The 24427-nt window shown below is 36.4% G+C and carries 26 protein-coding genes and 2 pseudogenes; 13 read left to right on the forward strand and 15 right to left on the reverse strand.

Going from position 1 to position 24427, the window contains the following annotated elements; all coding sequences use genetic code 11:
- Positions 1 to 7: 7 nt before the first annotated feature.
- From ACU696_RS03150 to ACU696_RS03165, 4 genes are all read left to right on the forward strand, one after another.
- Entirely contained in the window at positions 8 to 625 is a 618-nt protein-coding gene (locus ACU696_RS03150; RefSeq protein WP_109912303.1) for a fimbrial protein, read from the forward strand.
- A gap of 39 nt (positions 626 to 664) precedes the next feature.
- A complete protein-coding gene (locus tag ACU696_RS03155; protein ID WP_004266214.1) occupies positions 665 to 1231 on the forward strand; it encodes a fimbrial protein in 567 nt (188 codons plus the stop codon).
- Between the two features lie 13 nt (positions 1232 to 1244).
- Entirely contained in the window at positions 1245 to 2246 is a 1002-nt protein-coding gene (locus ACU696_RS03160; protein WP_004266213.1) for a fimbrial protein, read from the forward strand.
- 294 nt (positions 2247 to 2540) lie between these two features.
- Positions 2541 to 3080: a DUF2058 domain-containing protein gene (locus ACU696_RS03165; protein ID WP_004266212.1), complete on the forward strand. Its 540-nt coding sequence runs from the start codon at positions 2541 to 2543 to the stop codon at positions 3078 to 3080.
- 102 nt (positions 3081 to 3182) lie between these two features.
- Here ACU696_RS03165 and ACU696_RS03170 read toward each other — a convergent pair whose 3' ends face one another.
- Entirely contained in the window at positions 3183 to 3872 is a 690-nt protein-coding gene (locus ACU696_RS03170) for an RluA family pseudouridine synthase (RefSeq protein WP_004266211.1), read from the reverse strand.
- Positions 3873 to 4061: 189 nt separating this feature from the next.
- On the opposite strand from ACU696_RS03170, the gene ACU696_RS03175 reads away from it, so the two are divergent.
- The 4 genes from ACU696_RS03175 (at position 4062) to ACU696_RS03190 (ending at position 8786) form a co-directional block, all read left to right on the forward strand.
- A complete protein-coding gene (locus tag ACU696_RS03175; protein ID WP_042851702.1) occupies positions 4062 to 4538 on the forward strand; it encodes a cold-shock protein in 477 nt (158 codons plus the stop codon).
- Between the two features lie 371 nt (positions 4539 to 4909).
- The gene (locus ACU696_RS03180; RefSeq protein WP_109912305.1) at positions 4910 to 5650 is read left to right on the forward strand and encodes a MurR/RpiR family transcriptional regulator; all 741 of its coding nucleotides are present in this window, start codon (positions 4910 to 4912) and stop codon (positions 5648 to 5650) included.
- A gap of 194 nt (positions 5651 to 5844) precedes the next feature.
- Complete coding sequence (locus ACU696_RS03185; protein WP_004266208.1) at positions 5845 to 7401, forward strand: PTS transporter subunit EIIC; 1557 nt, start codon at positions 5845 to 5847, stop codon at positions 7399 to 7401.
- 14 nt (positions 7402 to 7415) lie between these two features.
- Entirely contained in the window at positions 7416 to 8786 is a 1371-nt protein-coding gene (locus ACU696_RS03190) for a class-II fumarase/aspartase family protein (protein WP_004266207.1), read from the forward strand.
- A gap of 72 nt (positions 8787 to 8858) precedes the next feature.
- Here ACU696_RS03190 and ytfE read toward each other — a convergent pair whose 3' ends face one another.
- Together ytfE and norV are read right to left on the reverse strand one after the other, a co-directional pair.
- Positions 8859 to 9521, reverse strand: coding sequence for an iron-sulfur cluster repair protein YtfE (gene ytfE / locus ACU696_RS03195; RefSeq protein WP_196719960.1), 663 nt, complete (start codon positions 9519 to 9521; stop codon positions 8859 to 8861).
- Positions 9522 to 9583: 62 nt separating this feature from the next.
- Positions 9584 to 10777, reverse strand: a pseudogene (gene norV / locus ACU696_RS03200) (anaerobic nitric oxide reductase flavorubredoxin); the annotation flags it as partial.
- Between the two features lie 181 nt (positions 10778 to 10958).
- Between norV and norR the strand changes: the two are divergent.
- Positions 10959 to 12473, forward strand: a complete 1515-nt coding sequence (norR, locus tag ACU696_RS03205; RefSeq protein WP_109912307.1) for a nitric oxide reductase transcriptional regulator NorR — start codon at positions 10959 to 10961, stop codon at positions 12471 to 12473.
- A gap of 35 nt (positions 12474 to 12508) precedes the next feature.
- Here the strand turns inward: norR and ACU696_RS03210 are convergent.
- Positions 12509 to 12616: pseudogene (locus tag ACU696_RS03210) on the reverse strand (TetR/AcrR family transcriptional regulator C-terminal domain-containing protein); the annotation flags it as partial.
- A gap of 36 nt (positions 12617 to 12652) precedes the next feature.
- Positions 12653 to 14479 (reverse strand): FUSC family protein, encoded by a 1827-nt coding sequence (locus ACU696_RS03215; RefSeq protein WP_272513464.1) that lies wholly within the window; start codon positions 14477 to 14479, stop codon positions 12653 to 12655.
- 108 nt (positions 14480 to 14587) lie between these two features.
- Between ACU696_RS03215 and ACU696_RS03220 the strand changes: the two genes are divergently transcribed.
- Positions 14588 to 15055, forward strand: coding sequence for a MarR family winged helix-turn-helix transcriptional regulator (locus ACU696_RS03220; RefSeq protein WP_110731507.1), 468 nt, complete (start codon positions 14588 to 14590; stop codon positions 15053 to 15055).
- Between the two features lie 62 nt (positions 15056 to 15117).
- On the opposite strand, the gene ACU696_RS03225 is transcribed toward ACU696_RS03220, so the two are convergent.
- The 10 genes from ACU696_RS03225 to ACU696_RS03270 form a co-directional block, all read right to left on the reverse strand.
- Entirely contained in the window at positions 15118 to 15468 is a 351-nt protein-coding gene (locus tag ACU696_RS03225) for a YbaY family lipoprotein (protein WP_162617353.1), read from the reverse strand.
- A gap of 131 nt (positions 15469 to 15599) precedes the next feature.
- Positions 15600 to 16019, reverse strand: coding sequence for a winged helix-turn-helix domain-containing protein (locus ACU696_RS03230; RefSeq protein ID WP_115168233.1), 420 nt, complete (start codon positions 16017 to 16019; stop codon positions 15600 to 15602).
- Between the two features lie 318 nt (positions 16020 to 16337).
- Positions 16338 to 16796: a hypothetical protein gene (locus tag ACU696_RS03235; RefSeq protein WP_164528250.1), complete on the reverse strand. Its 459-nt coding sequence runs from the start codon at positions 16794 to 16796 to the stop codon at positions 16338 to 16340.
- On the reverse strand, positions 16774 to 17400 hold the full coding sequence (locus ACU696_RS03240) for a hypothetical protein (protein WP_051128869.1): 627 nt from the start codon (positions 17398 to 17400) through the stop codon (positions 16774 to 16776). Before ACU696_RS03240 ends, ACU696_RS03235 begins: the two co-directional genes overlap by 23 nt.
- Before the next feature lie 7 nt (positions 17401 to 17407).
- On the reverse strand, positions 17408 to 17965 hold the full coding sequence (locus ACU696_RS03245) for a hypothetical protein (protein ID WP_109912314.1): 558 nt from the start codon (positions 17963 to 17965) through the stop codon (positions 17408 to 17410).
- Positions 17949 to 18698, reverse strand: a complete 750-nt coding sequence (sctJ, locus tag ACU696_RS03250; RefSeq protein WP_123382664.1) for a type III secretion system inner membrane ring lipoprotein SctJ — start codon at positions 18696 to 18698, stop codon at positions 17949 to 17951. Before sctJ ends, ACU696_RS03245 begins: the two co-directional genes overlap by 17 nt.
- 3 nt (positions 18699 to 18701) lie before the next feature.
- Complete coding sequence (gene sctI, locus ACU696_RS03255; protein ID WP_196719962.1) at positions 18702 to 18998, reverse strand: type III secretion system inner rod subunit SctI; 297 nt, start codon at positions 18996 to 18998, stop codon at positions 18702 to 18704.
- A 55-nt stretch (positions 18999 to 19053) separates the two neighbouring features.
- Positions 19054 to 19362 carry an EscF/YscF/HrpA family type III secretion system needle major subunit gene (locus tag ACU696_RS03260; RefSeq protein ID WP_123382662.1) on the reverse strand — a complete coding sequence of 103 codons (309 nt, stop codon included), beginning with the start codon at positions 19360 to 19362 and terminating at the stop codon, positions 19054 to 19056.
- Between the two features lie 51 nt (positions 19363 to 19413).
- Positions 19414 to 19683 carry a PrgH/EprH family type III secretion apparatus protein gene (locus ACU696_RS03265; RefSeq protein ID WP_255456637.1) on the reverse strand — a complete coding sequence of 90 codons (270 nt, stop codon included), beginning with the start codon at positions 19681 to 19683 and terminating at the stop codon, positions 19414 to 19416.
- Positions 19674 to 20621 carry a PrgH/EprH family type III secretion apparatus protein gene (locus tag ACU696_RS03270; protein WP_272659356.1) on the reverse strand — a complete coding sequence of 316 codons (948 nt, stop codon included), beginning with the start codon at positions 20619 to 20621 and terminating at the stop codon, positions 19674 to 19676. Before ACU696_RS03270 ends, ACU696_RS03265 begins: the two co-directional genes overlap by 10 nt.
- Before the next feature lie 228 nt (positions 20622 to 20849).
- Between ACU696_RS03270 and ACU696_RS03275 the strand changes: the two genes are divergently transcribed.
- Genes ACU696_RS03275 through sctW form a run of 3 tightly spaced genes read left to right on the forward strand, consistent with a single transcriptional unit; the run spans position 20850 to position 24413 of the window.
- A complete protein-coding gene (locus tag ACU696_RS03275) occupies positions 20850 to 21629 on the forward strand; it encodes a helix-turn-helix domain-containing protein (RefSeq protein WP_447343035.1) in 780 nt (259 codons plus the stop codon).
- On the forward strand, positions 21619 to 23322 hold the full coding sequence (gene sctC, locus ACU696_RS03280; protein WP_004266191.1) for a type III secretion system outer membrane ring subunit SctC: 1704 nt from the start codon (positions 21619 to 21621) through the stop codon (positions 23320 to 23322). The genes ACU696_RS03275 and sctC overlap by 11 nt, the downstream gene beginning before the upstream one ends.
- On the forward strand, positions 23313 to 24413 hold the full coding sequence (gene sctW / locus ACU696_RS03285; protein ID WP_123382661.1) for a type III secretion system gatekeeper subunit SctW: 1101 nt from the start codon (positions 23313 to 23315) through the stop codon (positions 24411 to 24413). The genes sctC and sctW overlap by 10 nt, the downstream gene beginning before the upstream one ends.
- Positions 24414 to 24427: the final 14 nt, after the last annotated feature.

Raw genomic sequence — 24427 nt, forward strand, 5'->3', positions numbered from 1 at the left:
GAGGAAAATGATGATTAATCAAAAAAGCTTTTCCTTACTCTTTGGATTATCTCTCATATTTCATTCAGCTGTGATATATGCGGCCTCAAATAATGCCTTTTATAACACAACAGGCAATTGGGATGTTGAAGGTGCAAATGGTAAAATTTTCGTTTATGGCTCATTAACGGAGAGTGCATGCCATTTATCGATGGATTCTGCATTTCAATCCGTTGATTTAGGAAATATTGAAACTGCATCATTAAAAACAATTGGCGCCCAAGGCCACAAGACGCCGGTAAACATCGAGTTATTGGATTGTATCGAAACCCCAACGGTTTTGAGAAACAATAAATCCGGTAATGTTACATGGAGTCTTTCTCAGCCAGGTATGAAAATTAGGTTTATCACGCCAGTTGTCCCTTTTAGGCCGAACATAGCGAGAGTTGAAGGTGTTAATGGGCTTGGATTACAGATAACTAATCCTAAAGGAAAAGAAATTGCTTTTGGTGAGTACAGTGAACCTGAGCTTATTTCTCCGGGGCAAAATATTTTAACTTATTATGTAGCTCCCGTAAGAATCGCAGAAAAATTACAGGCTGGAGCTTATCGAAGTGTTATTTCTTTTCAAATAACGTATGAATAATCTTAATAGATTTTCTGATATAGCATTGAAGGTATTTATATGAATAACTTAAATTTCAATTTTTATAAATTTAAAAAAATAATACTCTCGATGCTATTAAGTTTGTTATTTTTTCCGTTACCGAGTCAGGCAAAAAATGGTCAAATCGGTGAAATTAAGATACGAGGACAACTTGTCGCAGAAGCTTGTACAGTAAGACCTGGTGATGAAAATATCATTGTGGACTTTGGTACTATTGTTAATAAATACCTCTATATTAACCAAAAAACACCACTTGAAAATTTTAATATTCATTTAGATGACTGTGATAATAGTATCTTTAGAACGGTGACCGTTAAGTTTACAGGAAGCGAAAATACCCATTTACCAGGCCTTCTTGCATTAGATTCTGGCAGCATGGCTTCGGGTATCGGAATTGAAATCTTAGAATTTAGTGGTAAAAAAATTCCTATTAATAGTACGACGCCTGCATACAATTTAGAGAATGGCACGAATATTTTAAGTTTTAATGCGAATGTGCAAGGGGAACCTGATGCAATAAAAAATAAAAGTATTGCGTTTGGCCATTTTACTGCAACCGCTATTTTTAGTTTAATTTATGATTAAGGTATCAGTAACAATGAAGATGTTAATATTACTTCTCGCAACCTTATTATTTTCCCCGACTATTTTTGCTTTCCAGTGTAAAACTAATGGAGGACAAGAAGTTGGTGGGGGAACACAAAGTATTTATGATGTTCCTCTAGATAATGATATTTTTGCTGTACCTAATCGTATAAATGAATTTGCGGATGTGAGTGATTTTATGACCTGCCGTAATGAAGCCCCTAGTGCTTATGTTGATTATTTAAATGTGACTGGTGCTGACCTTGGTCCCACATTTAAGAATAACCCAGAATTAAAAGCGGGAGTGGTCGTGCGTGGTGCTTACTATTTAGCACCATTTAGCGGTAAAGAAATTCAAGTATTTCGTTTAACCACAGCAAGTGAACCTTTACAAATTAAATTATATTTACAGGTAAATGTTAAACCAACGCCATCAGTTTTGGTAAGAAAAGGCGATTTGCTGATGACGTTAGATCTCCATAAATATGCGACATTTGTAAATAGTAATCAGCATATTGACCATGCTTATTTTAAATGGAATTTCTATGCAGGTAATGATGTAGTTGTTGGAACGGGTACGTGTGATATCAATGATAACCAAATCATCATTGTTGATTTTGAAACAGTAAATGCATCGGGTATTTCAACAGTGGGAAGTGCAAGCCGTTTTCAACGTAACGCAGAAATCACTTATAGTTGTGAAGATAATAATCTGACAGCGCCAATAAAGATGATTATTAGCGGAGAAACTTCGACTTTTTCATCTGACGCTTTACTTGTTAGAACTGGAGATATTGGTAGTCAAGGTCCTATTATGCCGGGATTAGGTGTTGAGATTTATCATCAAGGGCAAAGAGTTTCCCCTATGAATGGGCATTTCGATTCAAAAATAGAAAATGGGCATGGTAGAGACACACTAATGTTTACGCTAGTTAAAAAACCTAATTTATCGCCAAATGAATTGATAGAAGGCCAGTTTAGTTCAGCAGCTACCATTATTATGTCCACTCCGTAGTTATTGAAATAGAGAGGTTTTTATGTGGATGAAAGCCTCTATTTTTTCTCATCAGCTCTCTATGGTTACTGAGTAAATCGTGCCTATAAAAAATCACAATATATTGATGGTTTTTTATAAACACATTTTAGATTAGACAAAATAAGTTAAACACGCCGAATTTTGAATTATCCTCGTTAGCATATTTTCTTAAATAACATCACATAATTTCTCTATCAATGAAGCTCAAAGCCTATCAGGTCTCAGCGGCTAAAGGTATAATCACATAATTATCTGATAGATTTAGAGGCGAAGATGGCAAAACTCACCTTACAAGAGCAAATGCTAAAAGCAGGATTAGTCACCAGTAAGAAGATGGCTAAAGTGCAAAGAACGGCTAAAAAATCACGCGTTCAAGCGCGTGAAGCAAGGGAAGCCGTAGAAGAGAATAAAAAAGCACAGCTTGAACGTGATAAGCAATTAAGCGAACAGCATAAGCAAATGGTGCAATCCAAAGAGTTTAAAGCGCAAGTTAAACAACTTATTGAGATGAATAAAGTTGATATTTCAAAGGGAGATATTAGTTTTAATTTCACCGATAACAATGTGATCAAGCAAGTTGTTGTAGATAAAATAACACAAACACAATTGATCAGCGGTCGTCTGGCGATTGCCCGTTTAGCGATTGAGAATAGTGATAACAATGAGTATGTGATTATCCCTGCAAGTGTAGCGGATAAAATAACCCAAAGGGATGCGGATAGTATCGTACTCAATAATGCGCTCAGCCAAGAAGAACAAGATGAAGATGACCCGTACGCGGACTTTAAGATCCCTGACGACCTGATGTGGTAATATTCGTCATAACTTAAATTGAAGTACGGCTAGCGATGTGCACTTACAGGGCAGAGCAATTTATTTTACCAGTCATAAAATGAGACAGTGGTTACTTGGGCGTTAAAACGGGCTCGCACAGCGAGTATTAACGCTTTCTTGGCTAATGGGATGAACAAAATGCAGTTCGCTGGCGTGCAACATGAGCCGAGATGCATGCTCTGGTATTTGGCCCCCATATAGGTCACAGCCTAATATAGGGTGACCTAATTGTTGGCAATGGATACGAAGCTGATGCGTTCGACCCGTTTCTGGAATTAATTGGACTCGGGTTACTGGAAGCAATGTGCCATTATCTAGTGGGTGATACAGACGTTCAATCACGTGATAGTGGGAGCGGGCAGGTTTGCCATTAATTTCGCAAAGAGACATGCGAGGAAACAGTGCTGGGTCTCTTGCTATTGCAGCATCAATGATACCCTCATCATCAGTTAAGTGACCACAAAGTAGAGCTTGATATACTTTAATTACCGTTCGCTGGCTAAATTGTTGGCTCAGAGCGGCATTCACTGCTTTATTACGTGCAATCACCATTAATCCTGAAGTGCCAAAATCGAGTCGGTGAACAAGAGTACATTCAGGGAAGATTTGTACTAATCGGTAATGCACTGAATCTAAGTTTTGTGGGTTTTTTCCAGAAAGGCTTAGTAGGCCACTCGGCTTATTAATAAGAGCAAGATGTTCATCCTGGTAGATAATTTCTATCTTACCGTGGCAGGGCGGCGCAATAAAGGTGTCGATGATTTCAGTCATTAGCCTTTCCAACAAAGAATAGCGGTTGATAATAACCAATTTTTAGTATGCAGGCGAATGCTTGCTACTTGCATCACGTAAATTTATCACTCAGACTAAAAGTAAAGCCGTAGTCTGCACACGCATTGTGCTCTATACTGCGCGTTGTAAAAACTGAATCAATAAAAGATTAATTAGGCGGTAATGGCGATGAATGGAACGATCACAACATGGTTCGAAGATAAAGGTTTTGGATTTATCAAAGATGAGAATGGCGATAACCGTTATTTTCATGTGGTTAAAGTTGCCAACCCTGAGTTGATTAAAAAAAATGCTGTAGTCACTTTCGAACCGACGACAAATAATAAAGGGTTGTCTGCATTTGCAGTCAAAGTCATACCTGAAAGCAAATATATTTATATTGCGGGTGAGCGCATTAAGATTACATCTATAAAATCTTATCGCGTTTATTCGGTGGACGTGCCTGCCGATACACGTATTGATAAAGAAAATACTGTGTTATCTATTGGTGCATTGATGAACAGCATTAAACCTAAATCAGATAAACCGGACCAAATGCGCTCCTTGAAAAAATTAGAAATTAGCACATTACATGGTACTGCTTTAACATTTTCGGAAGATGAAATTGATATTGATGAAGCTGTGAAGCAACTCAAATTTAAGTGATTTTTTGTAAGGCAAATAGCGCTCAAGGGAAGCGCTATTTGCTTGTTTATCATGTTATTCTTTCTTCTACTATTCAGTACTAGAAAGCATCAGATTGACGACGAGCTCCCTAGTGAGAACACTCAATGTACCGTGTTTGTAATGGTGCTGATGAAGTAGCTGAATTATTTGTATAAAAGGTATCACAAAGGAAACAACCTATTGTGATACCAATTTTTCCTCGATTACTGTCGCATTTCACAAAAATCACTTCTTAAATTCAACATCGGTTGCTCATTTAACGTATAATCAATCGATTGGTTGCCTATATTGACTTTATTATCATAAAAAGAATGACTTCTGGGTTAATTAGGCTGATTAAGGGGGGGGATATGTTGGATTTCTTAAAAAATTACGATAATTTAACCATTAGCGAAAAAAAAGTTTTAAAATACCTGACTGATAACATTACGGATATCCCTTACTTAAATATTAATGAGCTGGTTGCTAAAACCTTTGTTTCTAAAACAGTTATCATTAATTTATCGCAAAAATTAGGGTTTAGTGGGTTTAAAGAGCTTAAATTTCAGATTAATAATTATATTTTAACAAAAAATAAAACTGAAAAAATTATCCCGTCATCTTATAAAAAACAACTCGAAAAAAATATTAATAAAAGCTTTACGTTAATTAATGAAGAGCAAATTAGTGATTGTGCTAAAATACTACATAAATCGAGAAATATTTTTATTGTTGCAAGAGGAACAAGCAAAGCGGTTGGTTATTACCTTGAGCATTTGCTATTTGCGTTAGGACTACACTGTTTTTTCATTAATGACTACAATTTATCTGACTCTTTCACTCGATTAGTTAGCAAAGATGACACTGTCATTTTTATCTCGCTATCTGGTGGAACAAAAAAAATTATTGAAACAGCAAAAATTGTGCAATTAAAAGGGGCGAATATTATTAGCATGACCGCTTTTAATACCAATGAATTAACCACTTATACTGATAATACTCTGTTTTGTTTTGCCGATAATTTTGATACTAAAAGGGATGATACCAAATCCAGAATTGGCTTTTTTATTTTAGTTGATTTACTTATCAATGAATTAGAAAACCTACTTTAAACTTCCTTTTTTACTTCCTAAAAAAATTTCACCTGTCTTTCATTTTTATTTTTGGCAATGAGTTTTGTATTAAAATGACCTAGGTCATTAATTATGACCTAAGATAATTTTTAAAACCGTGACATCATTTCTTTTATAACCCCCCCAAGCTAGTATGCCTTTAATTCTAATAATAGAAGTCATAAGGAAACAGTATGGCCAGAAAAAAGTTTGGTGAATCTATTCAACGCTTTGGGAGAACATTACTCCTTCCGATAGGTGTATTAGCCCCTATTGGTATGATATTGGGTATCAGTGGTGCATTAGTGCAGACTTATATGATTGCACGTTTTCCTTTTCTTGGAAATGAAACGGTTAATGCATTACTTGTCAGTATTCGTTCAATCGCAGGTGTTATTTTTGATAATATTCCCTTGCTCTTTGCAATGGGTGTGGCCTATGGGATGAGCCATCGAGATAAGGGGATTGCTGTCTTTGCCTCGGTAGTCGGTTACTTATCGCTGATCATCACCATGAATATTTGGCTAGTCCTTACCGGCAAACTTGCAGACCCTGCAATGATGGGTCAAGTGGGACAAATTAAAGTTCTTGGCATACAAACTTTAAATATCAGTGCTGCCGGAGGGATTATTACTGGTTTGATTGCCGCTTGGGCCACCGATAAATTTTATAACCTTGAGTTACCGACCGCATTCGCTTTCTTTTCCGGTAAAAAATCCGTTTCTATTATTATGATAGGCTTAATGATTGGGGTGGGAGCGTTATTACCGTTTATTTGGGAAGTATTAGTTCAAGGTTTAATGAAACTCTCTGCGGTATTTTTAAGTCCAGTGGGGCCATTTTTTACGGCTGGAGGCGAACGTTTATTTATTCCATTTGGTTTACACCATGTATGGAACGTTTTGTTTAGATTCACTGAAGCGGGTGGTACTTATATTATTGATGGCCAAACCTTTGTTGGTGTTGTCCCTGCATTAACTGAAGTGCTATTTAACCAAGGCCCGGATAGCGAATATTGGGCGATGATGCCAAGTTTGACTCGCTTTATGGCGCAGCAACAAATGTTGGTTACATTGTTCCTCTTCCCTGCGATTGCTCTTGCTATATATAAAACATCGAAGAAAGAAAACCGCGCAGAAGTGAAATCCATGCTTGTCACCATGGTATTAACGGCAATGCTTGGTAACGTCACAGAGCCACTCGAATTTACCTTCGTATTCATTGCGCCATTACTGTATTTAATTTATGCCATTATTGTCGGTATTGGTGCGGTGTTACTTTCATTGGCTGAGGTTGGTATCGGTTATATTCGTGGAACCGTCTTTGATTTTACTATCTTTGGTCTGCTGTACGAACACACTAACTGGATCTTCCTTGTTATTATCGGTAGCTGTTTAGCCGTCGTCACTTACTTTATTTTCTACTGGGCAATTATTAAATTTGATATTAAAACTCCTGGTCGTGAAGAATCTAGTAATCTGAAAAATACTTTAATTAAAGAAAAACGCTACGGCGAAATCGCAGAAATTTTAATCCAAGCATTAGGTGGAAAACAAAATATTCGTAACGTAGATAACTGTATTACTCGTATGCGTATTGATGTTGGAGAAGTTAACCAAATTGATAAAGATTTAATGTTGGAATCAGGATGTACCGCATTCTTCTTTCCATCGGCAAACCACGTCCATGTCGTATATGGACCAAAGGTTGAGTTCGTTCGCAATGCTGTTGATGAAGCAATGAAGAAATAAAGAAAGGATACGAAATGAGAGCATTATACGATTCTAAAAGTAAAACTATTGATGACCGTGGAATTAAAGACTTATTGTCTGATGAAGCAAAATATTCTACTTGGTTAATGTTTGAATCCATGTTGGCCCAAGCTCAAGCTGAACTGGGATTTATTCCTCAATCAGCGGCAAATGAAATTAAAGAAAAGGCCGTAATCGAAAATATCGATTTTGAAGAAATGAGCCGTATTTACCAAAAAATAGGCCATGGTTTCGTACCTTTCTTAAAGGTTTTAGTGAATGCTTGCTCTGAGGAAAGCGGTAAATATATCCATTATGGTATTACCACACAAAATATTCAGCAAAGTTCACAGCTGTATATGATGAAAACCGTACACCATAAATTTATGTTGTTATTGGGTGAAATCATCGAAAACTTGTCGAATCTGGCTGAAAAAACCAAACATATGGTGATGCCGGGAAGAACCCATGGGCGTCATGCAATTCCGATAACCTATGGCTATAAGGTTTCAGTGTGGATCAGTGACTTTATTGACTGTTATCAGCGAATGAAAGAGTGTGAAAAGCGCGTATTCACTATTATGATGGGCGGTGCAGTTGGCGCTTTTAACTCGATGCCTGAGGTTGGAATGGCGGTACAAAAACGTGTCGCTGAACTGGTGGGGATGGAAGCCATGGAAGTACCATCCAGAAATTTGAGCACCCATAAACTTGAATATATGGCAAATTTAGCGCTAATGGCGAATATTTGCCATAAAATCGGCGAAGAGGTCTATAGCACAACGTTAGAAGAAATTGCAGAAGTTTCTGAAGGGTTTACCAAAGGAACAGTAGGCAGTAGTACTATGCCACATAAAATAAACCCGAAACTGGCAAAGGGAATTATCGCTAACTCGCAGAAATTATATTCCTTACCAAGTGTTGGTATGTATTCCGCGGTAAGGCCTTATGAAGGAGATAGTAGTTCTTATATGTTATTTGATGGGTTAATCGAAGAAGCTTTGGAATTAACCACAGAAATTTTATTAAGAACAGAGGAGCTTTCGAGGACGATTGTGCCACATGAAGAGAGAATGCTTCATAATGTATTGAGAAATAAAGGTCTTGATAATACTGAATATGTCATGATGAAGATGGCGGAAAAATTAGGTAAAGATAAAGCTCATTCCCTTCTGTATGAAGAAGCTATTAAAACGGCAGCGGATGGGGAGGATTTCTACACTAATTTAACCAAAAACAGTGTGATATCAGCAGCGTTCAGTAATGAAGAAATTAAAGCCATGCTCGACCCAAGGTCTTATATTGGGTTATCTGTCGAAATTGCTGAAAAAGAAGCAAAACGTGGATTAGCAATTGCCCAAGAAATTAAGCAACAATATCAATAGGTATTTTTAGTATATTATATAAAAATATTTAAAATAACGGCCTATCTATTATATAAATAGGCCGTTATGTGTTTATTCGCCAGCGAGTGCTCTTGGGAATAATAAATTATTTTCTAGGTTAATATGATTCATTAAGTCATCAATCAATTCATTGATACCATTATACAATACACGCCAGGTAGTACAGGCTTCTGGTGGCGGTGTAACATTATCGGTAATGCCTTTAATGGCCTCTAAGATATCACCAGCATCATCATGTTCTTGCTCCATCACACTAATTGGGCCTGCCGCGTTTTTGCCCATTCCATTTTTTATCATAGGGAATAAAACGCGTTCCTCTTTCATCATATGGCTAGTTAATTCTTCCAGTAATGCTTCTAAGTATTTTGATAAACCTTTTGGCACGCTTGGCTTATTTGCATGAACGCGTTCAACTTTTTGTGCTTGTAAAATAAGCTCAGGTAATTGTTCTCTATGCCTATCATGATAGCGAATAATGATAAAATCGATAATTTCACCGAGCGGAGCTTTACGCCAGTCTTTTTCTAACGTTTCTGTGGCTAATTTAGCTAATTGGCTTTCTAATAGGTCAATATCTAAATTTAATTTTTCTGCACTACGGCTGAGAGTCTGTTTTCCACCACAACAGTAATCCATATTATATTGGCGGAATAAAGAAGAGGCTCTAGGAATAGATAATGCGAGCTGTCCAAGTGTTTTATCTCTAAATTGCATATGAGGTATCCTCTAAAAAATCATAAAATTCTGATGCTACTTTGTTAGTTAATTTATGCAGGTAATGCCCATTGGCGAGCAATATTACGTCCATACTCACGGCAGTCATCTAATGTTTTTGTGTCTGGTTTCCATTTTGCTTTTAAAGATAATGCGGTATCAAAACCGGCATCCATCAAACGTGTTTGAACACGATCAACAGCGCCACCATTCCAGCCAAAACTCCCAAAAGCAGCGGCTTTTTTATTTAAAAAACGTAAGCCAGTAATTTCTTCAAGCATACCTGCTATTTTGGGCATCATGACATTATTCATGGTTGAGGTACCGACCAACGCCGCCTTGGAGCGGAAAACATGAGTAATAATGTCGTTTTTATCACTGCGTGCAACGTTAAATATTTTAACGGCGACGTTAGGGTCGGCTTCATTGATGCCTTGAGCGATTGCATCCGCCATTAAACGGGTATTATTTGACATGGTATCGTAGAAAATAGTGATTCGGTCTTCTTGGTAATCTGCTGCCCACTTCAAATATAATTCAATGATTTGATTTGGGTTATTACGCCATACTACCCCGTGTGACGTGGCTATCATATCGACAGGTAGGTTAAAGCCTAAAATTTCATTTATTTTTGGCGTTACTAAGCGGCTAAATGGTGTAAGAATATTGGCATAGTAGCGCTGGCATTGCTCAAATAATTCATTTTGGTCGACCTCATCATTAAATAATCGCTCATCACAATAGTGCTGCCCGAAAGCATCATTACTAAAAAGCACTGCATCTTTAGTAAAATAAGTCATCATACTGTCAGGCCAATGTAGCATTGGAGTTTCAATGAAAATCAATTGCTTATTATTACCTATATTGAGCGTATCGCCTGTTTTAACGATCTTAAAATTCCACTCGGGATGGTGGTGGTGACCATTTATTGAATCAATAGCATTGGCGGTGCAATAGATCGGGGTATTAGGAATAAAGCGCATTAATTCAGTTAATGCACCGGCATGATCTTCTTCTGCGTGGTTAATCACGATATAGTCAATATCATTTAAATCAATTTGTGAGCGTAAGTTTTCAACAAATTCACGACTAAACTTATGATCGACAGTATCAATAAGGACATTTTTTTCTTCGCGGATTAAATAACTATTATAACTACTTCCCTTTAATGTTTTATATTCGGTTCCATGAAAGTCACGTACTTCCCAATCACGTTGACCCACCCAATGAATATTATTTTTTACATGAATCGCCATATTAATTTTATCCTGTATTTTTTAAAGTATAGGAAGATATAATCAATATTCATGCCAATATTTAACCAATTGATTTTTAGATAAATTTAAATAAATATTTTTAATTTATAGTCATAATGACTGTATCAATAATCGTCATTATGACTATACTTGTTGTCAAATTGACTATGGGGAGTAGATCATGGGTTTTTCTGTTGAAGCATTAGCAAAGATCGCAATAGAGTTACAAGATGGTATGGAACATGCAGATCGGTTTCAGCGTTTGATTACCACATTAAGGCAATCATTAGGGTGCGATGCTTGTGCGTTATTGCGCTATGAACCAGGTCAATTTATTCCCTTAGCAATTGATGGATTAATGGCTGATGTTTTAGGCCGCCGATTCTTTTTGGCGGGACACCCTCGGCTTGAAGCAATTGCAAGAGCTGGCGATGTAGTACGTTTTCCTGCGGATAGCCAGCTCCCTGATCCATACGATGGGTTAATTCCTCATCATCAGCATCTAAAAGTCCATGCTTGTGTCGGCTTACCTTTGTATGCGGGGCAAAATCTTATTGGTGCATTAACATTAGATGGCATGGAACCTGATCAATTCAATGCATTTAGCAATGAGTCACTTAGGTTAATTGCTGCATTAGCTGCTGGGGCATTAAATAATGCATTACTTATTGAACAGCTTGAAAACCAAAATATATTGTCGGGTAAACCTATACGATTTAAACCTTCAGGAGAAACCGAAATCATCGGTTTATCTCTTCGTATGCAACAATTAAAAAAGGAAATCGATATTGTTGCTGCGTCAGAATTAAATGTTCTGGTTAGCGGAGAAACGGGAACAGGAAAAGAATTAGTTGTTAAATCCATTCATGAAAAATCCCTTCGAGCAGAGTATCCTCTTATTTATTTAAACTGTGCGGCATTACCTGAGAGCGTGGCAGAAAGTGAATTATTCGGCCATGTTAAAGGGGCTTTTACGGGAGCAATTAGTCACCGTAGTGGTAAATTTGAAATGGCGGATAATGGCACTTTATTTTTAGATGAAATTGGAGAGTTATCATTAGCATTACAGGCAAAATTACTGCGAGTATTGCAATATGGTGATATTCAACGTGTTGGTGATGACCGCAGTTTACGCGTTAATGTCCGTGTATTAGCGGCAACTAATCGTGATCTACGTGAAGAAGTATTAGAGGGGCGGTTTAGGGCAGATTTATTCCATCGTTTAAGCGTGTTTCCTCTACTTGTTCCCCCATTAAAGGAACGTGGTGAAGATATTATTTTATTAGCCGGATATTTTTGTGAGCAATATCGTCAGCGTTTTGGCTTATCTAGTGTGGTACTGAGTTCTTCATTACAACGGTATTTACTCAACTATTCATGGCCTGGCAATGTACGTGAATTGGAACATGCGATTCATCGTGCTGTTGTTCTTGCTCGTGCCTCAATTGACACTGGCGATATTATCTTACAGCCTCAATATTTTATCTTTGATAACAATGAGTATGAGTTTACGGAAACCTCAAAGAAAGCAATACCATTAACTAAAAACTTACGTGAAGCAACAGATGACTTTCAGCGTAAAGTCATTACACAAGTACTGGAACAAAACCATCATAATTGGTCTGCATGTGCTAGAGAATTATCTTTAGATATTGCTAACTTACATCGACTAGCTAAACGACTAGGCCTGAAATAAAGTATTAAGGGCATCGTAATGCTGCCCTTAGAATCTTAATTTTCTAATCCATTAATAATAAGCTGTAGCCCGTCAGCAAATTTCAAATCGTAGTTATTAGCAAACAACATTTCTTTGGCTTTCCATGTATAGGGATATTTATCTTTAGATAATTGGTTAAACTCAGATTATTTCTTGCCTTATTTTTGGCAATATTCCTTTTTCATATAGAGTTTCACATATTTCTCGAGTTGCTCAATCTCTTCATTATCACTTTCGTTATGCTGTAAATGCCTAAAAATTTTGGAAATTTTCTTCAAATCAAACCGGTTTTGTTGAATACGTTTTTCAAGTGCAATAAGGGCTCTTTTCTTTGATGCATGATGTGCAAATTGCTTTTGTAAAATAAGTAGGTACAGCCAAATGCTTTGCCGAGTGATAAAAAAATCGAATATAGGTGAGGGCGAGAAATTTGCTTTTTTTGCTAGTAATAATCCACTAAATAAGCGGTGGATAAACTGAGTTGTAGATGGTTTATGGCTTTGGATTAGAGCTGTAATTCCCTGTTTAAATTGCTGTTCTGAAAGATAAATTAATTGCTGGTAACGTTTTTTAGGGCTGGTGGGATAAATCCATGCGAAAGCGGCCATTGCAACTAATGGGCCTGAAACTATCGCAATGGCATTACCTATGCTTTGAGGGAATGAAAGCGCAAAAGGATAAGACGGTTGCAGTAAAATCAACGAAACCATGATGTAATCAAAAGCGATTAAAATTAAGCGATTATGAGAAAAAATCACAATGCCGCTAATAATCACAGGAATGATGAGAAAGGTCATTTGCCAAGATGAAGAAGTAAAGGGCCATAAACACCACATACAGATTAACGCAGCAATAGCACCAAAAAATTGCCCTGTGAAAATATTTTTCATGAATCTTGCGGGGTGATCAAGGGAAGCGAATAGAGCCAACATCACGGAAAGGCCGAGAATGAGGTAAGCCAACATTTGCCATTGTGTCCAGAACCATAAAACACCGACGGCGCCTATTGTAACAAAAGAACGAGCAAAAGCCTGCCATGCTGAGATTTTATTTTGATGCAGTTTTAATTTGTCGATTTTATTTATCCGCTTGATTGACGTACCAAAAGTAGCATAGTAAAGCGGGACTAATAGCGTTTTAAGTACCCCATTAGGGCACAATGATAAAATATGTTTCCATTGCGTATTCGTTGGCTCTTGTGCAGGAAAATAAAAGGGTGCAATGGATTGATATTTATCTAGGTGTAATAATATTTGGCTTTGAAACATAAGTTTTTGACGTGCTTTAGCAACTTGTTTACGGTGGTAATGCCAGCCGATGCGATTTGTTTCTAGAATTTCCTCATAACTTGTCATCACTTGCCAGAGTTGGTCAATTTCCTGTGACTTAATTGGTTTTTTTTTCTCAAGTGTGCGATGCAAAATTTGATAAAATAGTGTATCAACCTGGTTTTTAAGTGTAATAACGGGTTCTTGTTCACGTTTTGGTGTAAATAAAAAATTGAAAACTACTGCGGAAAGAACGCCAACAAGGATAGTCCATAGCCGATCCCAAGCGACCATAAACAGGTTATCTGTAATGTGGACACTTAGCATGCTGACCATGACCGCGGAATAACCCGCTAAAAAGGTACCATAGGCCACAAAGCCTTTTTGCAGTTGACCAATACCGCTACATGCTCCTAACCATAATGCCAGCCCTACGATAAATAATAGCGGGTTGATAATGTGTAGTTGAATTAATATTACGCCAACTAGCACGCCAATGACTGTTCCCGCGAAACGCCACCAACTTTTTTCCAGTAAGTTTTCGCGCCAAGGTTGTGCAGAGGCCCAGACGGTCATGGCTGCCCACTGTGGGTGAATAAGCTGCAAATATTGAGCAATAAATAGAGCAGCAATTGAGGCACAAGCCGTAATCACCGCAAAACGAAAGCGTATAGGATTAAACCCTAAACGGTGCAAAAAAGTGATGTTTTGTAGCATTGAGTATGAGTAAATTTTGCGTGTTAAATGGTTTATTAGTTGATAATATCAACTAAAGTCACGGTAATTATCAACTAATTAGTTGATAAAATCAACTAAAGAGGCATTATGCGTACAGAACAAGCCAGAGTATTTGGGGTGATAAGCCGAGCTGCTCATCATTATATGAAGTGGATGGGGGAGCCTTATGGTATCAATGCCATTGAGTGTTTGATGATTTTGCATATTGATCAGTATGATGAGTCAACCCTAGAGCAGATTACAAAAGCCATGGTTGTGGATAAATCAGTAACGACTCGAGGAGTGAGCAAATTTTTAGCTAAGGGGTGGGTTGCTAAAACGAATAGTTTAGTTGATAAACGGGTTTATCATGTTTCGTTGACATCACGCGGCAAAACGATTGTGAATGAGTTAAATTACAAACTAAATAAGTGGAATGATTATTTAGCAGCGGACTTGCCAGAACAAGAGGCTGAACAGCTATTTAGCGCACTAGAAAGTTTGGCAAAACGAGCCATTGAAAGCTCGGTGGCAGATTTTCCGCGTTTATTAGAAGAACTCAATGAGTGCCGGTAAATATAATTCCCCATTAAGAGGGGATAGAATATTTTTAATTGGTCTTGATGAAATGAGTGTTACTATTGCTGAATGGCAGCCACCGGAAGTAGTACTATTTCAGATAAGTTCTCAGGTATTGGGCTCAATTTATTACTCATCATGATTAATTCACCATCTTTTTCAATTCTTGCACTCATTCCTAAGGTATATCGTTTGGATTGAAATTCTTCAGGAAGAGCGACGGTAAATGCGATACTACGTCCTGCACTTTGTGATTTGAAACTGTAATCAAGATTAGACTTTGCATTGTTTTCATTCTGTAGTATTGACGTCAACGACAGTGTGATTGTGGCATTTTCAGGAATATCGTAAGAATGTGAATAAATATTACCATTGATATGATAAGTGGGAGTTTGAGTAAAATAACTCATTAAATTATTACTACAAGCGGATAGCATGAAAGTTATAAAAAATATGAATATTGAAAAAATGTGTTTTTTTGAAAAGTTGGGGTTAATATTCAACATTAAATGTTCTCTTTGGCGAAATCTAATTATAGTGATTAACGAATAAAAATCTTCTGAAAAAAATATCGCATATAGGTGTAAATACTTTTCTTGGCATCGTATTTAGAAAGCATCGGCATTTCTGATTTTTCCCCTGTGTATAAAATACCAATGCGAGGTAAAGTCATAATTAAATTTTCATCTAGATCAATTTTTTTAAAGGATTGTCGCAATTGTCTGACTAGCTTGTAATAGCTACTTTCAGTCACGATAGTGCCTCTTTTTTCCCAAATCTCGTACATAACTTCTCTTTTACTATTTGTTTTTACTAGTAATAATTTAAGAAGGCATGATTCATTTTCTGAAAGGTTAACGACTTTTTTTTCACGCGAAAGTGTTCGCTTGAGTGGGTCATATACTACATGCCCAGACAAGAGAATCATTGATTCTTTTTCACTATAGTCAATGTTATCCATAAAATTATCTATTGTTGATAAATCGGTCATAATCTATACCTATACTAACTGTTGATGAAATGTATTCCAATATAAAAAAACGAGGCTAGTCAGAATATTTAGAAAATAAAATCGTTTTTTGATATTGGGTTCATGTGTTTTGATGGGGAGAATTTAAACTATATTCATGGGTTGTATATATCAATTTTTATTTATATTTTTTATATTTATTTGTTTTTGTCAAATAAATAGGCTTAGCATATTAAAAAAACATACCAAACCTATAAATATTAGTCGATGGGAAATAAGTAAATGATAAGGGGGGAGAGAAATTTAATGTTAGATTAGTAGTTCGTCTTCCTCATTATCGTTACCCTCTAAATTAATGTTAGTCATATTATGACGAAGTTGGTTGCTAAGAGGAGCACTCATCAAACTGATAGCCATATAATGGCTGAGCGAGCGATTAAATTTTTTATTTAATGAAACTAGCTCAGGGTCACTTGATGATTGTAATATTTGACTAACACCGGTAATAAAGTTTTGTTTTTCATCTCTACCTAATGTAATCATCGTCTTAAATACGTGAGAAAAAAATACTTTTCTATCTTCTTTTGACTTAAGTTCATCAATAAACTTGTTAATTTTATTTTTTTCTTTAGGGGAAAAATCTATTTTTTTACTATCCATATTTTTCTTCTGCCATAATGAAGTCATTTTATTTTGAATGTTTTCAGTGTGAATTTGAGATCTGCTATGTTGAGGACTGATAGCCTTAGCTTGTAAATTGACCAGCATCTTTGTGTTCTTCCTGTATTGAATTTATTGTGGTTATTAAGTTTTGATAGGTCTTTTTATGCATTTTTAAAATTTGGCATTGTGTTGGAACAGAAAATACATGAGGAAAAATATTTTTAGAGGCGGTAATAGGGGAAAAATAGGTAATTTTATTATCAACCTCTAAGGCGATTGTATTATCAGCAGCGGTTGAAAATTTCATATCAGAGCCGCTTTGGGCAATACGAGTTTGCATTTTTGCTGGTAGATGTAATGTGGTATTTGTCACTTTTGCATATTGCTTTTCAAAATAAACAGCAACCACCTCTTGTAGCTCATTATTACCAAAAATGTCATTCAATATTTTCATCAGCTGTTCTTTGCTTTGACTGGTATTTTCTTGGTACTGAATTTCACTGGTTTCTAATACGTGAATAAAGTCAGTTAATAGTTGTTTAATGCCGTCGTAATAACCTTGCTGATAAGCACTTTGATAGATAGTTTCTTGCTGTTGTTTCGCTTGTTGGTAATACTCACTTGCCTTTTTTTGAGCTTGTTGAGTCATAGTTTTGTGGTATCTATCGGCACTTAATGCTTGATATTTGATCAAGACTTTTTCAGACATTGTCTGTTTAACATTCTGGGGTATTTTCTCTGACATAACGGCATGTCTCTTCAATAGTATTCCAAGGTAGCATCGTTTTTACTGATGACGGTATAAGTTGCTGAGTTTCAAGACTAAACATATATTTAGCTCGAAGGGTGTAAGCGGTGCCAAAGGGGGCTAAACACATCAATAATTGTTGTACCCCAAGGGCAGTTAATACCTGTGGTGAAGTTGTAGGTTGATTTTCTGATTGCCAAAGTGGGCGGCTCAAGCGTGTATGTAAGACACGATATTTGGAAAGTTCAACCCACCAAGGAAGCGGTTCAGCGTGTAACAAAATCCCTAAACCTAACGCTACCTCTGGTAATAAAGCCCAATGTTCAGATAATACTTTGGGTAACAAGGGCGTTTTCTCGTTAGGTAAAGGTAATGCGTATTGCTGAATCAATTGCTGGTTATGTTTACGTTGCAGTATAGGAGGAAAGTCTTTATATCCAACCCCATTAAATTCACTATGAAAATAACATCCCGGAGCGAGGAAAATATTTCCTTGTGTAATGAGTAGATTATTCAGCACTGTCATCAACAGGTTTCCCTACCAGATTAGTTGCTGATTTTTTGTTACTTAGCTGGCGCCACAGTAACAGTAAAATAGTCAAAAGAATGATCATTGCAGCAATAATTGAGCCGATTATGACTGGGTTAAATGTATGTTCAGGCTCAGACTTAACTTGATATTGCAACGGCGGGCGATTGACGACCACGACTGAGACATTATCGTAATTTGCTTCAGCAAAACTGTTCGTTAGAAACAGTTTGATCTTATGCATCATCATTTGAGAATCTTCACTCCCAGAATAGGTCACCAAGCTGGAAATATTTTGCATTTGCTTAGTCGGATTATTGCCATTTAATGGATAACTAACATGCACACGTGCGTTAATAATATCAGGGATGGTAAGTAGCGATTGCTCAAGGCGCTGTTCAATTAAAGAAAGCAAGCGGGTACGTTCTGCCTGTGGTGAGGCCACTAAAGAGTCACCAGGAAATGCTTGGATAATTTCCACTGGTTCTTTTGAGGGCAGGTTATATTGGCGCAGTAAATCTACCGCAATAACAAAGTCACTTGGTTGAACACGAATGGAATCTCCGTTTTTATTATCTTGTTTACGCGTAGCCTCAACACCATGCTCTTGGAGTATGGCTAATACTTCGTTACTTTGTCTTTGGCTTAAATGACTGAGTAATAATTGGTTATCACACCCCATTAATAAGCCAATAAAACTAATTAAGATAAATTTTTTTAAAATATTCATGGCTTATTGAGCTTTTAAAACGGTATCAATCGCAGAAACACTTTTATGTGTTAGTGTGCTAATCATATTCATAGCAAGGCTGTATTTACCGACACGATTTTGAAATTGCAGTAATTGAACTGGGTTACTTGGGTCAATGGTATTGACACTATTCATTAATGCAGTTCTTTCTTGGTTCGTCGATGCGCTGTATTCAGCAAAAAACTCTTTAACTTTATCGGCAATGGGGATTGATGACGGTATCTCTGAGGCCATCTCTGTGGAACTTATCATCGATAAATTTGAAGTAATAGGTGACATAATGTATTTCCTAAATGAAGGTAGAGCACCATCGTCAATGATGCTCTATTGAATATTAAACGTTACGAATAAGAGCTTGGTCAGTATCTTTAATGGATTTCATAAAGTTACTCTGTAATTGGCGTGCCATATTATAATTACCACTTATGGCGGTGATTTTCGCCAGCACTAGTGGGTTATCGACTTCTAATGTTTTATCAGCAAGAATTGTATTTAACTCATCGCCGAATTGTTTTGCTTTATAGCTAATACTGGCAGAGGTACGATAGATCATACCCATATTATTTTTGTCAGTACCTAAAGTTTCTAGAGCGGATTCGGCCCATTTTTCATCGGTATTTAAACCTGAGATCATATCTGCCATTTTTTGTTTCCTCTTTATTTTTGAAGTTATATTAAATAATGATTTGTTAAGTTAAAAACTGATTGAATTAAAAAACCAATGGTTATTGCCTAATAAAATATAGCCGTTAGCATTGGTGACAAATGATTTACCTACAAGCTCATTATTGGCAAGGGAGATTGAGAATTGAATATGATTATCTCCCCATTGCTTATAAAATGAATTTGTGAAGTTAATTAAAGAAGCAGTTTGATTGTCATTTAAACTGTCTTTTATGATAAAAATAACTTTATTTTCTTTAGTTATTTTACGCCATTGAACATTGCTTTCTGTTAATCCCAACTCTGCTTTTTGTAATAATTCACCAAAGCTGATTTTTTTATTTCACTTTTTATATAGCAACTAAAATAGCTAGAAAGTAACTTATCAATATTTTTTTCTTTATTAATTAAATTGTTGTTATCTATAGTCACGATTATTGGGTTGCATGGATTGGTAAGCTCTACTTTTAATGTGTCTGGTACTATTTCAATAAGTTTATTTTCAATTTCTTGCTCAAGCTTATTTACTATTTTAATTGAGAATTTTTCATTGTATTTAGCTTTAACCAGGCGCTGCATGCTCCAATCAGAATCTCGCTGTGTTTTTACTAGGATAAGGCTTTCATTACTAGTACCTTGGGTTACGATAATGGGAGACTGACTACCTTGAAGTATTTGTTCTAATGCTTTTACTTTTTTCTCGGTGCTTTGTGCTGGAATATATTGGAATATAGTATAAACAATAAATATTGAAAATAAAGTCAAGAAAAAGACCAACATAGTTTGTTTATTAAAAAGGCTTGATTTTTGTTTAGCTGGTTTTTTTACTTTAGCTTTAACGATAGATAATGAATTTTCAGCCTCTGAAGTCTGTAAGGTTTCAGGTATTTGAGGGCGTTGCCACTCAGTATCCTGCATTTTGATCACAATAGGAAAAATATCCGCTAAAAGCAGCTGCTGAAAAACAATAGGGATCTCGGTACTTAATCCATTATCATTTAGTTGAATGGCTAGACCACTTTCAGAGTGTTGACTTGCAGTAATAATTGAAAATTCGCAGGCAGTGCCATCGCTTGGAATGGAGTAGGTTGTGAAACCATCATCATTGATGTCAGTTTTATAATCTAAGCCGTTATCAATGATAATCAGATTGCTATCTGTATTAACCATTAATTCTTGGCCGGTCATTGGGCCGCTAGCAATTTTTACTATACATGTGCGGCTATTTGTATCACTCATAAAGATAATCTCATGGAATTAAATTCATTTTATTATGGATTGGCTGGTTCTCGTTATTGGTGGCAAGTAAATCAATAAATGTTTTTATTGTCAGTTGAATTGATCTTATTCATTCACACCTTTAGCTTGTAATAGAAAGTATGAATGATTCCTGAGTATTCCCTTGAGGCTTTTTTTCTTATCGCTCACTCTGTGTACACAACATTACGTGGATAAGGCCTATATATAATGTCAAATAAAGATATTGCAACATTATTAGAAAGTAGAGGCTGTGATTTTTCATTACAAGACAAATTGGTCTTGGCTATACCGAAAAGAGTCACAACGCCTTTTATTTATAAATCTATATATTCAAATTTAAATATTTTGATAGAACGTCAGGCTATATTTATTTGCCAAGAAAATGAATGGAATGCACTAGATAAGTCAAATTGGAAGTTATACTCAATGGATTTATCAGAATTAGTCGAAATTTTAGCAGTTATTAATACCGCAATGGGGCAAGCATTTCTTGCGAAAAAGAAAAAGCTGGAAGCTGATGAAAATAACAATAATGAATATATCGAATTAATTGAAGACTTTTCATTAATGGTATCAATGAAAAATGTAGTGATTGATTTAATTATTAGAAATCATCCTGTATTTGATAGCTGGTGTGAAATACTCAGGCGGTACGAAGCCTATGGAATGATGCGATTTATTCTCTCTTCAGCTCAAGAGAATAAAAACGCCAATATTAATCAGTTATGTGCACGTTATGGTATATCAGCTTCTTATTTTAGACAGCTTTATCGAGAAAACTTTAATAAAACGGCAAAGCGGAAAATTATGAGTGTTCGTATGGCTAATGCAATTCTACAGCTAATTGAAAGTGATGATTCAATATTAGATGTAGGGCTTGAAGCGGGTTATTGTTCAGCATCTCATTTTACTAATGATATTAAAAAAGAGTTAGGCCTAACACCATCAGAAATTAGGCATATTGGAGCAACATTATATGAGCAGTAAAAAAAATCGAGTGTTAGGCTTAACACTGTTTTTACTGAGTATGAGTTTCTATTCGGCCCAAGCTGAAATTATTGTGGCAGAACCAGTTACACAGTCAAAAAACCACGATACCTTTGTCGCAAATAATATTGCAGTAGGTAAGGTATTCGATGCCGTTGCTGAACGTTTAAATAAGCCAATTATTCTCAGCAAATTAGCAGCTCAAAAAAAAGTGACTGGTAATTTTAATTTAGCTAATGCAGATGAAATGTTCAAAGCACTAACTCGGCGAATTGCATTAGTGTGGTATGACGATGGTGCGAGTATTTATATTTATGATAATAGTGAAATGCGTAGCGCAATTATTCCAACAAATAATGTCAGTAGTAACCAGTTGCTTAATTATATTCAACGAAATGGAATTTATGACTCGCGGTTTCCTGTACGTTCACAAGAAGGTGAACGGTTATTATTTGTTTCGGGTCCGCCACTGTATATTGAACTAATTAAAGCCGCATCTTTATATCTTGCAGAACAGATTAGGAAAGAGGAGTTATCTAGCGGTGAAGTGGCTATTATTCCATTAAAACACGCATCGGTAACGGATAGAAGTTATTCATTACGTGGCCAAAATATTACGATCCCTGGTTTATTAACAGTCATTAATTCTTTGTTTAAACAGGGAGCTTCACCAGATGAAATATTACATATTCAACCACCACCAACACCGATTAATCCAACAGGAGATTCGATAGACGAATTAATGGATACACCAATTGGTGACTCACCATCTTCAGGGAATAAGCCGATGATGGTAACAAAAAAACCGTCTAACAGCGCTTTTTCTTTGGTAGCACACCCTGATAGCAATAGCTTGATCGTTAAAGGTAGCCAAGAGCAAATTCGTTATGTTCGCCAATTAGTTAATACATTAGATATGCGCCGCCGGCAGGTAGAGTTATCTTTGTGGATTATAGATATTACTCGCTCAGAGCTCGATAATCTTGGCGTGAACTGGGAAATTGGTACTTTTAGTACAGGTACTGGATCGATCTCATTTAACCGAAGCACGCTATCAAACAGCCAACAATTTTTATTGCAGATTGATGCATTAAGTAAAACGGGTAACGGGCACATTGTTTCTCGCCCCGTGTTATTAACCCAAGAAAACATTCCTGCTTTATTTGATAACAACACCAGTTTTTACGCCAAATTACAAGGGGAGCGTATTGCGACTCTTGAGCAGGTCACATATGGGACCATGGTGAGTGTAATGCCGCGTATTTCCGTGGGTAATAACGTAGAAATGGAAGTCAATATTGAAGATGGTGCTGAAAACCGCGATAGCACAGGGAAAACCTCCAGTGTAGAAGGGTTACCTGCCGTTAACAGAACCAGTATTAACACAGTTGCGCGTATTGCAAAAGACAGTAGTTTGCTTATCGGTGGCTATACACGTGAGCAATATGTTGAAAATGAAAGCAAAATTCCTTTTTTAGGCGATCTTCCTTATGTGGGAGGGTTATTTAGTCATTCATCGACTAATCAACAGAAGATGGTTCGTTTATTTTTAATCCAGCCGCGTTTATTGGATGAAAATGAAGGATGGGATGGGCGACAATTTTCTGAAAAGACGCGGATCACCACCCATGATAGCCAGTTGCACGGTACGGTCCAATTTCTTCAACAATACATGAGTGAGTCATGGCAATAACACCACTGAGTTTTAATAACCGTTTTTCAGTTAATACTCAAAACAAAAGTCGTGCACCTGTGAGTAGCAGTAGTGATGACTCCGATGAAGTAGCACGTGGTGCTGGTGTCATTGATAGCTCTAGTGAATATGCATCGATGTCGATGTTAGCGGCAAGCCATGTACGCCGAGGAAGTTCTAAGAAGGGCAGCGAAGAAGAATGGATGCAATTTGCCGAACGCATTTTGGATAAAGATGCAGATGACAAAGTATTGCATATAGAAGGCCTGCTTAATAAGCAACTGATGACACCAAAGCAATTACGGGCATTTTTATTGCAGTTTTTTACTGATCCTAGTGATTTACTAATGGTACTTGCTGCATTAATTAATCGTAAAAAATTAAAAAAAGAACAAATTGAAAATATTGAAGCTTTAGAACAATTATTGCAAGCAGAAGATACTAAGCGTCATACACAAGCAGGAATTAACGTTGCATTAATCGCAAAAGCATTTGCTGAAAAATTACATTTTAGTGCTGGGAATTTACGTTCGGTGTACCGTGAGTTTATCACTTATGACGGGCCTGTTGTTTATTTATATGAACAATGGGTTGAAGAAATGGAAATTCAAGAGCGCGAAAATATGATGCGTTATCTTGGGCGAGCACTAGCTTGTGATTTGCAAGCGTTACCATTAGGTGACTTAAATATTAGTGAGTTTGGAAGTTTTTTTAATCGTGTTGGTCGGTTACGAGAACTGCAATCTTTAGATTATGTATTCTGCCAGCAATTCTTTCAATCTGGTTTTTTTCGGATCAATGAAAAATCAAACAAATCAAAAATTGAAAAAGAGCTCAGTCAATTATTTACCCGTGGCATTCGTAGTCAGGTTGATTTTGAAACAGTGGTTATCGATTTTATTTCTGAAAAACTGAAAGCCATGACTTCGGATATGTGTGGCAGGTTTTTACAACTATTATTACTGGCTTTTGCAGTTATTCCTATCACTGTTTTTCAGTCAACGGAAGCAAGAGACCAACTTATTGAAAAATTAAAAGAACTCATGGACCAAATTATGGTGCAAGAGAGAATATTACACCGAAAGCCATAGTGCGATAGGAAAAT

This window comes from Providencia sp. PROV_01 (assembly GCF_053098325.1).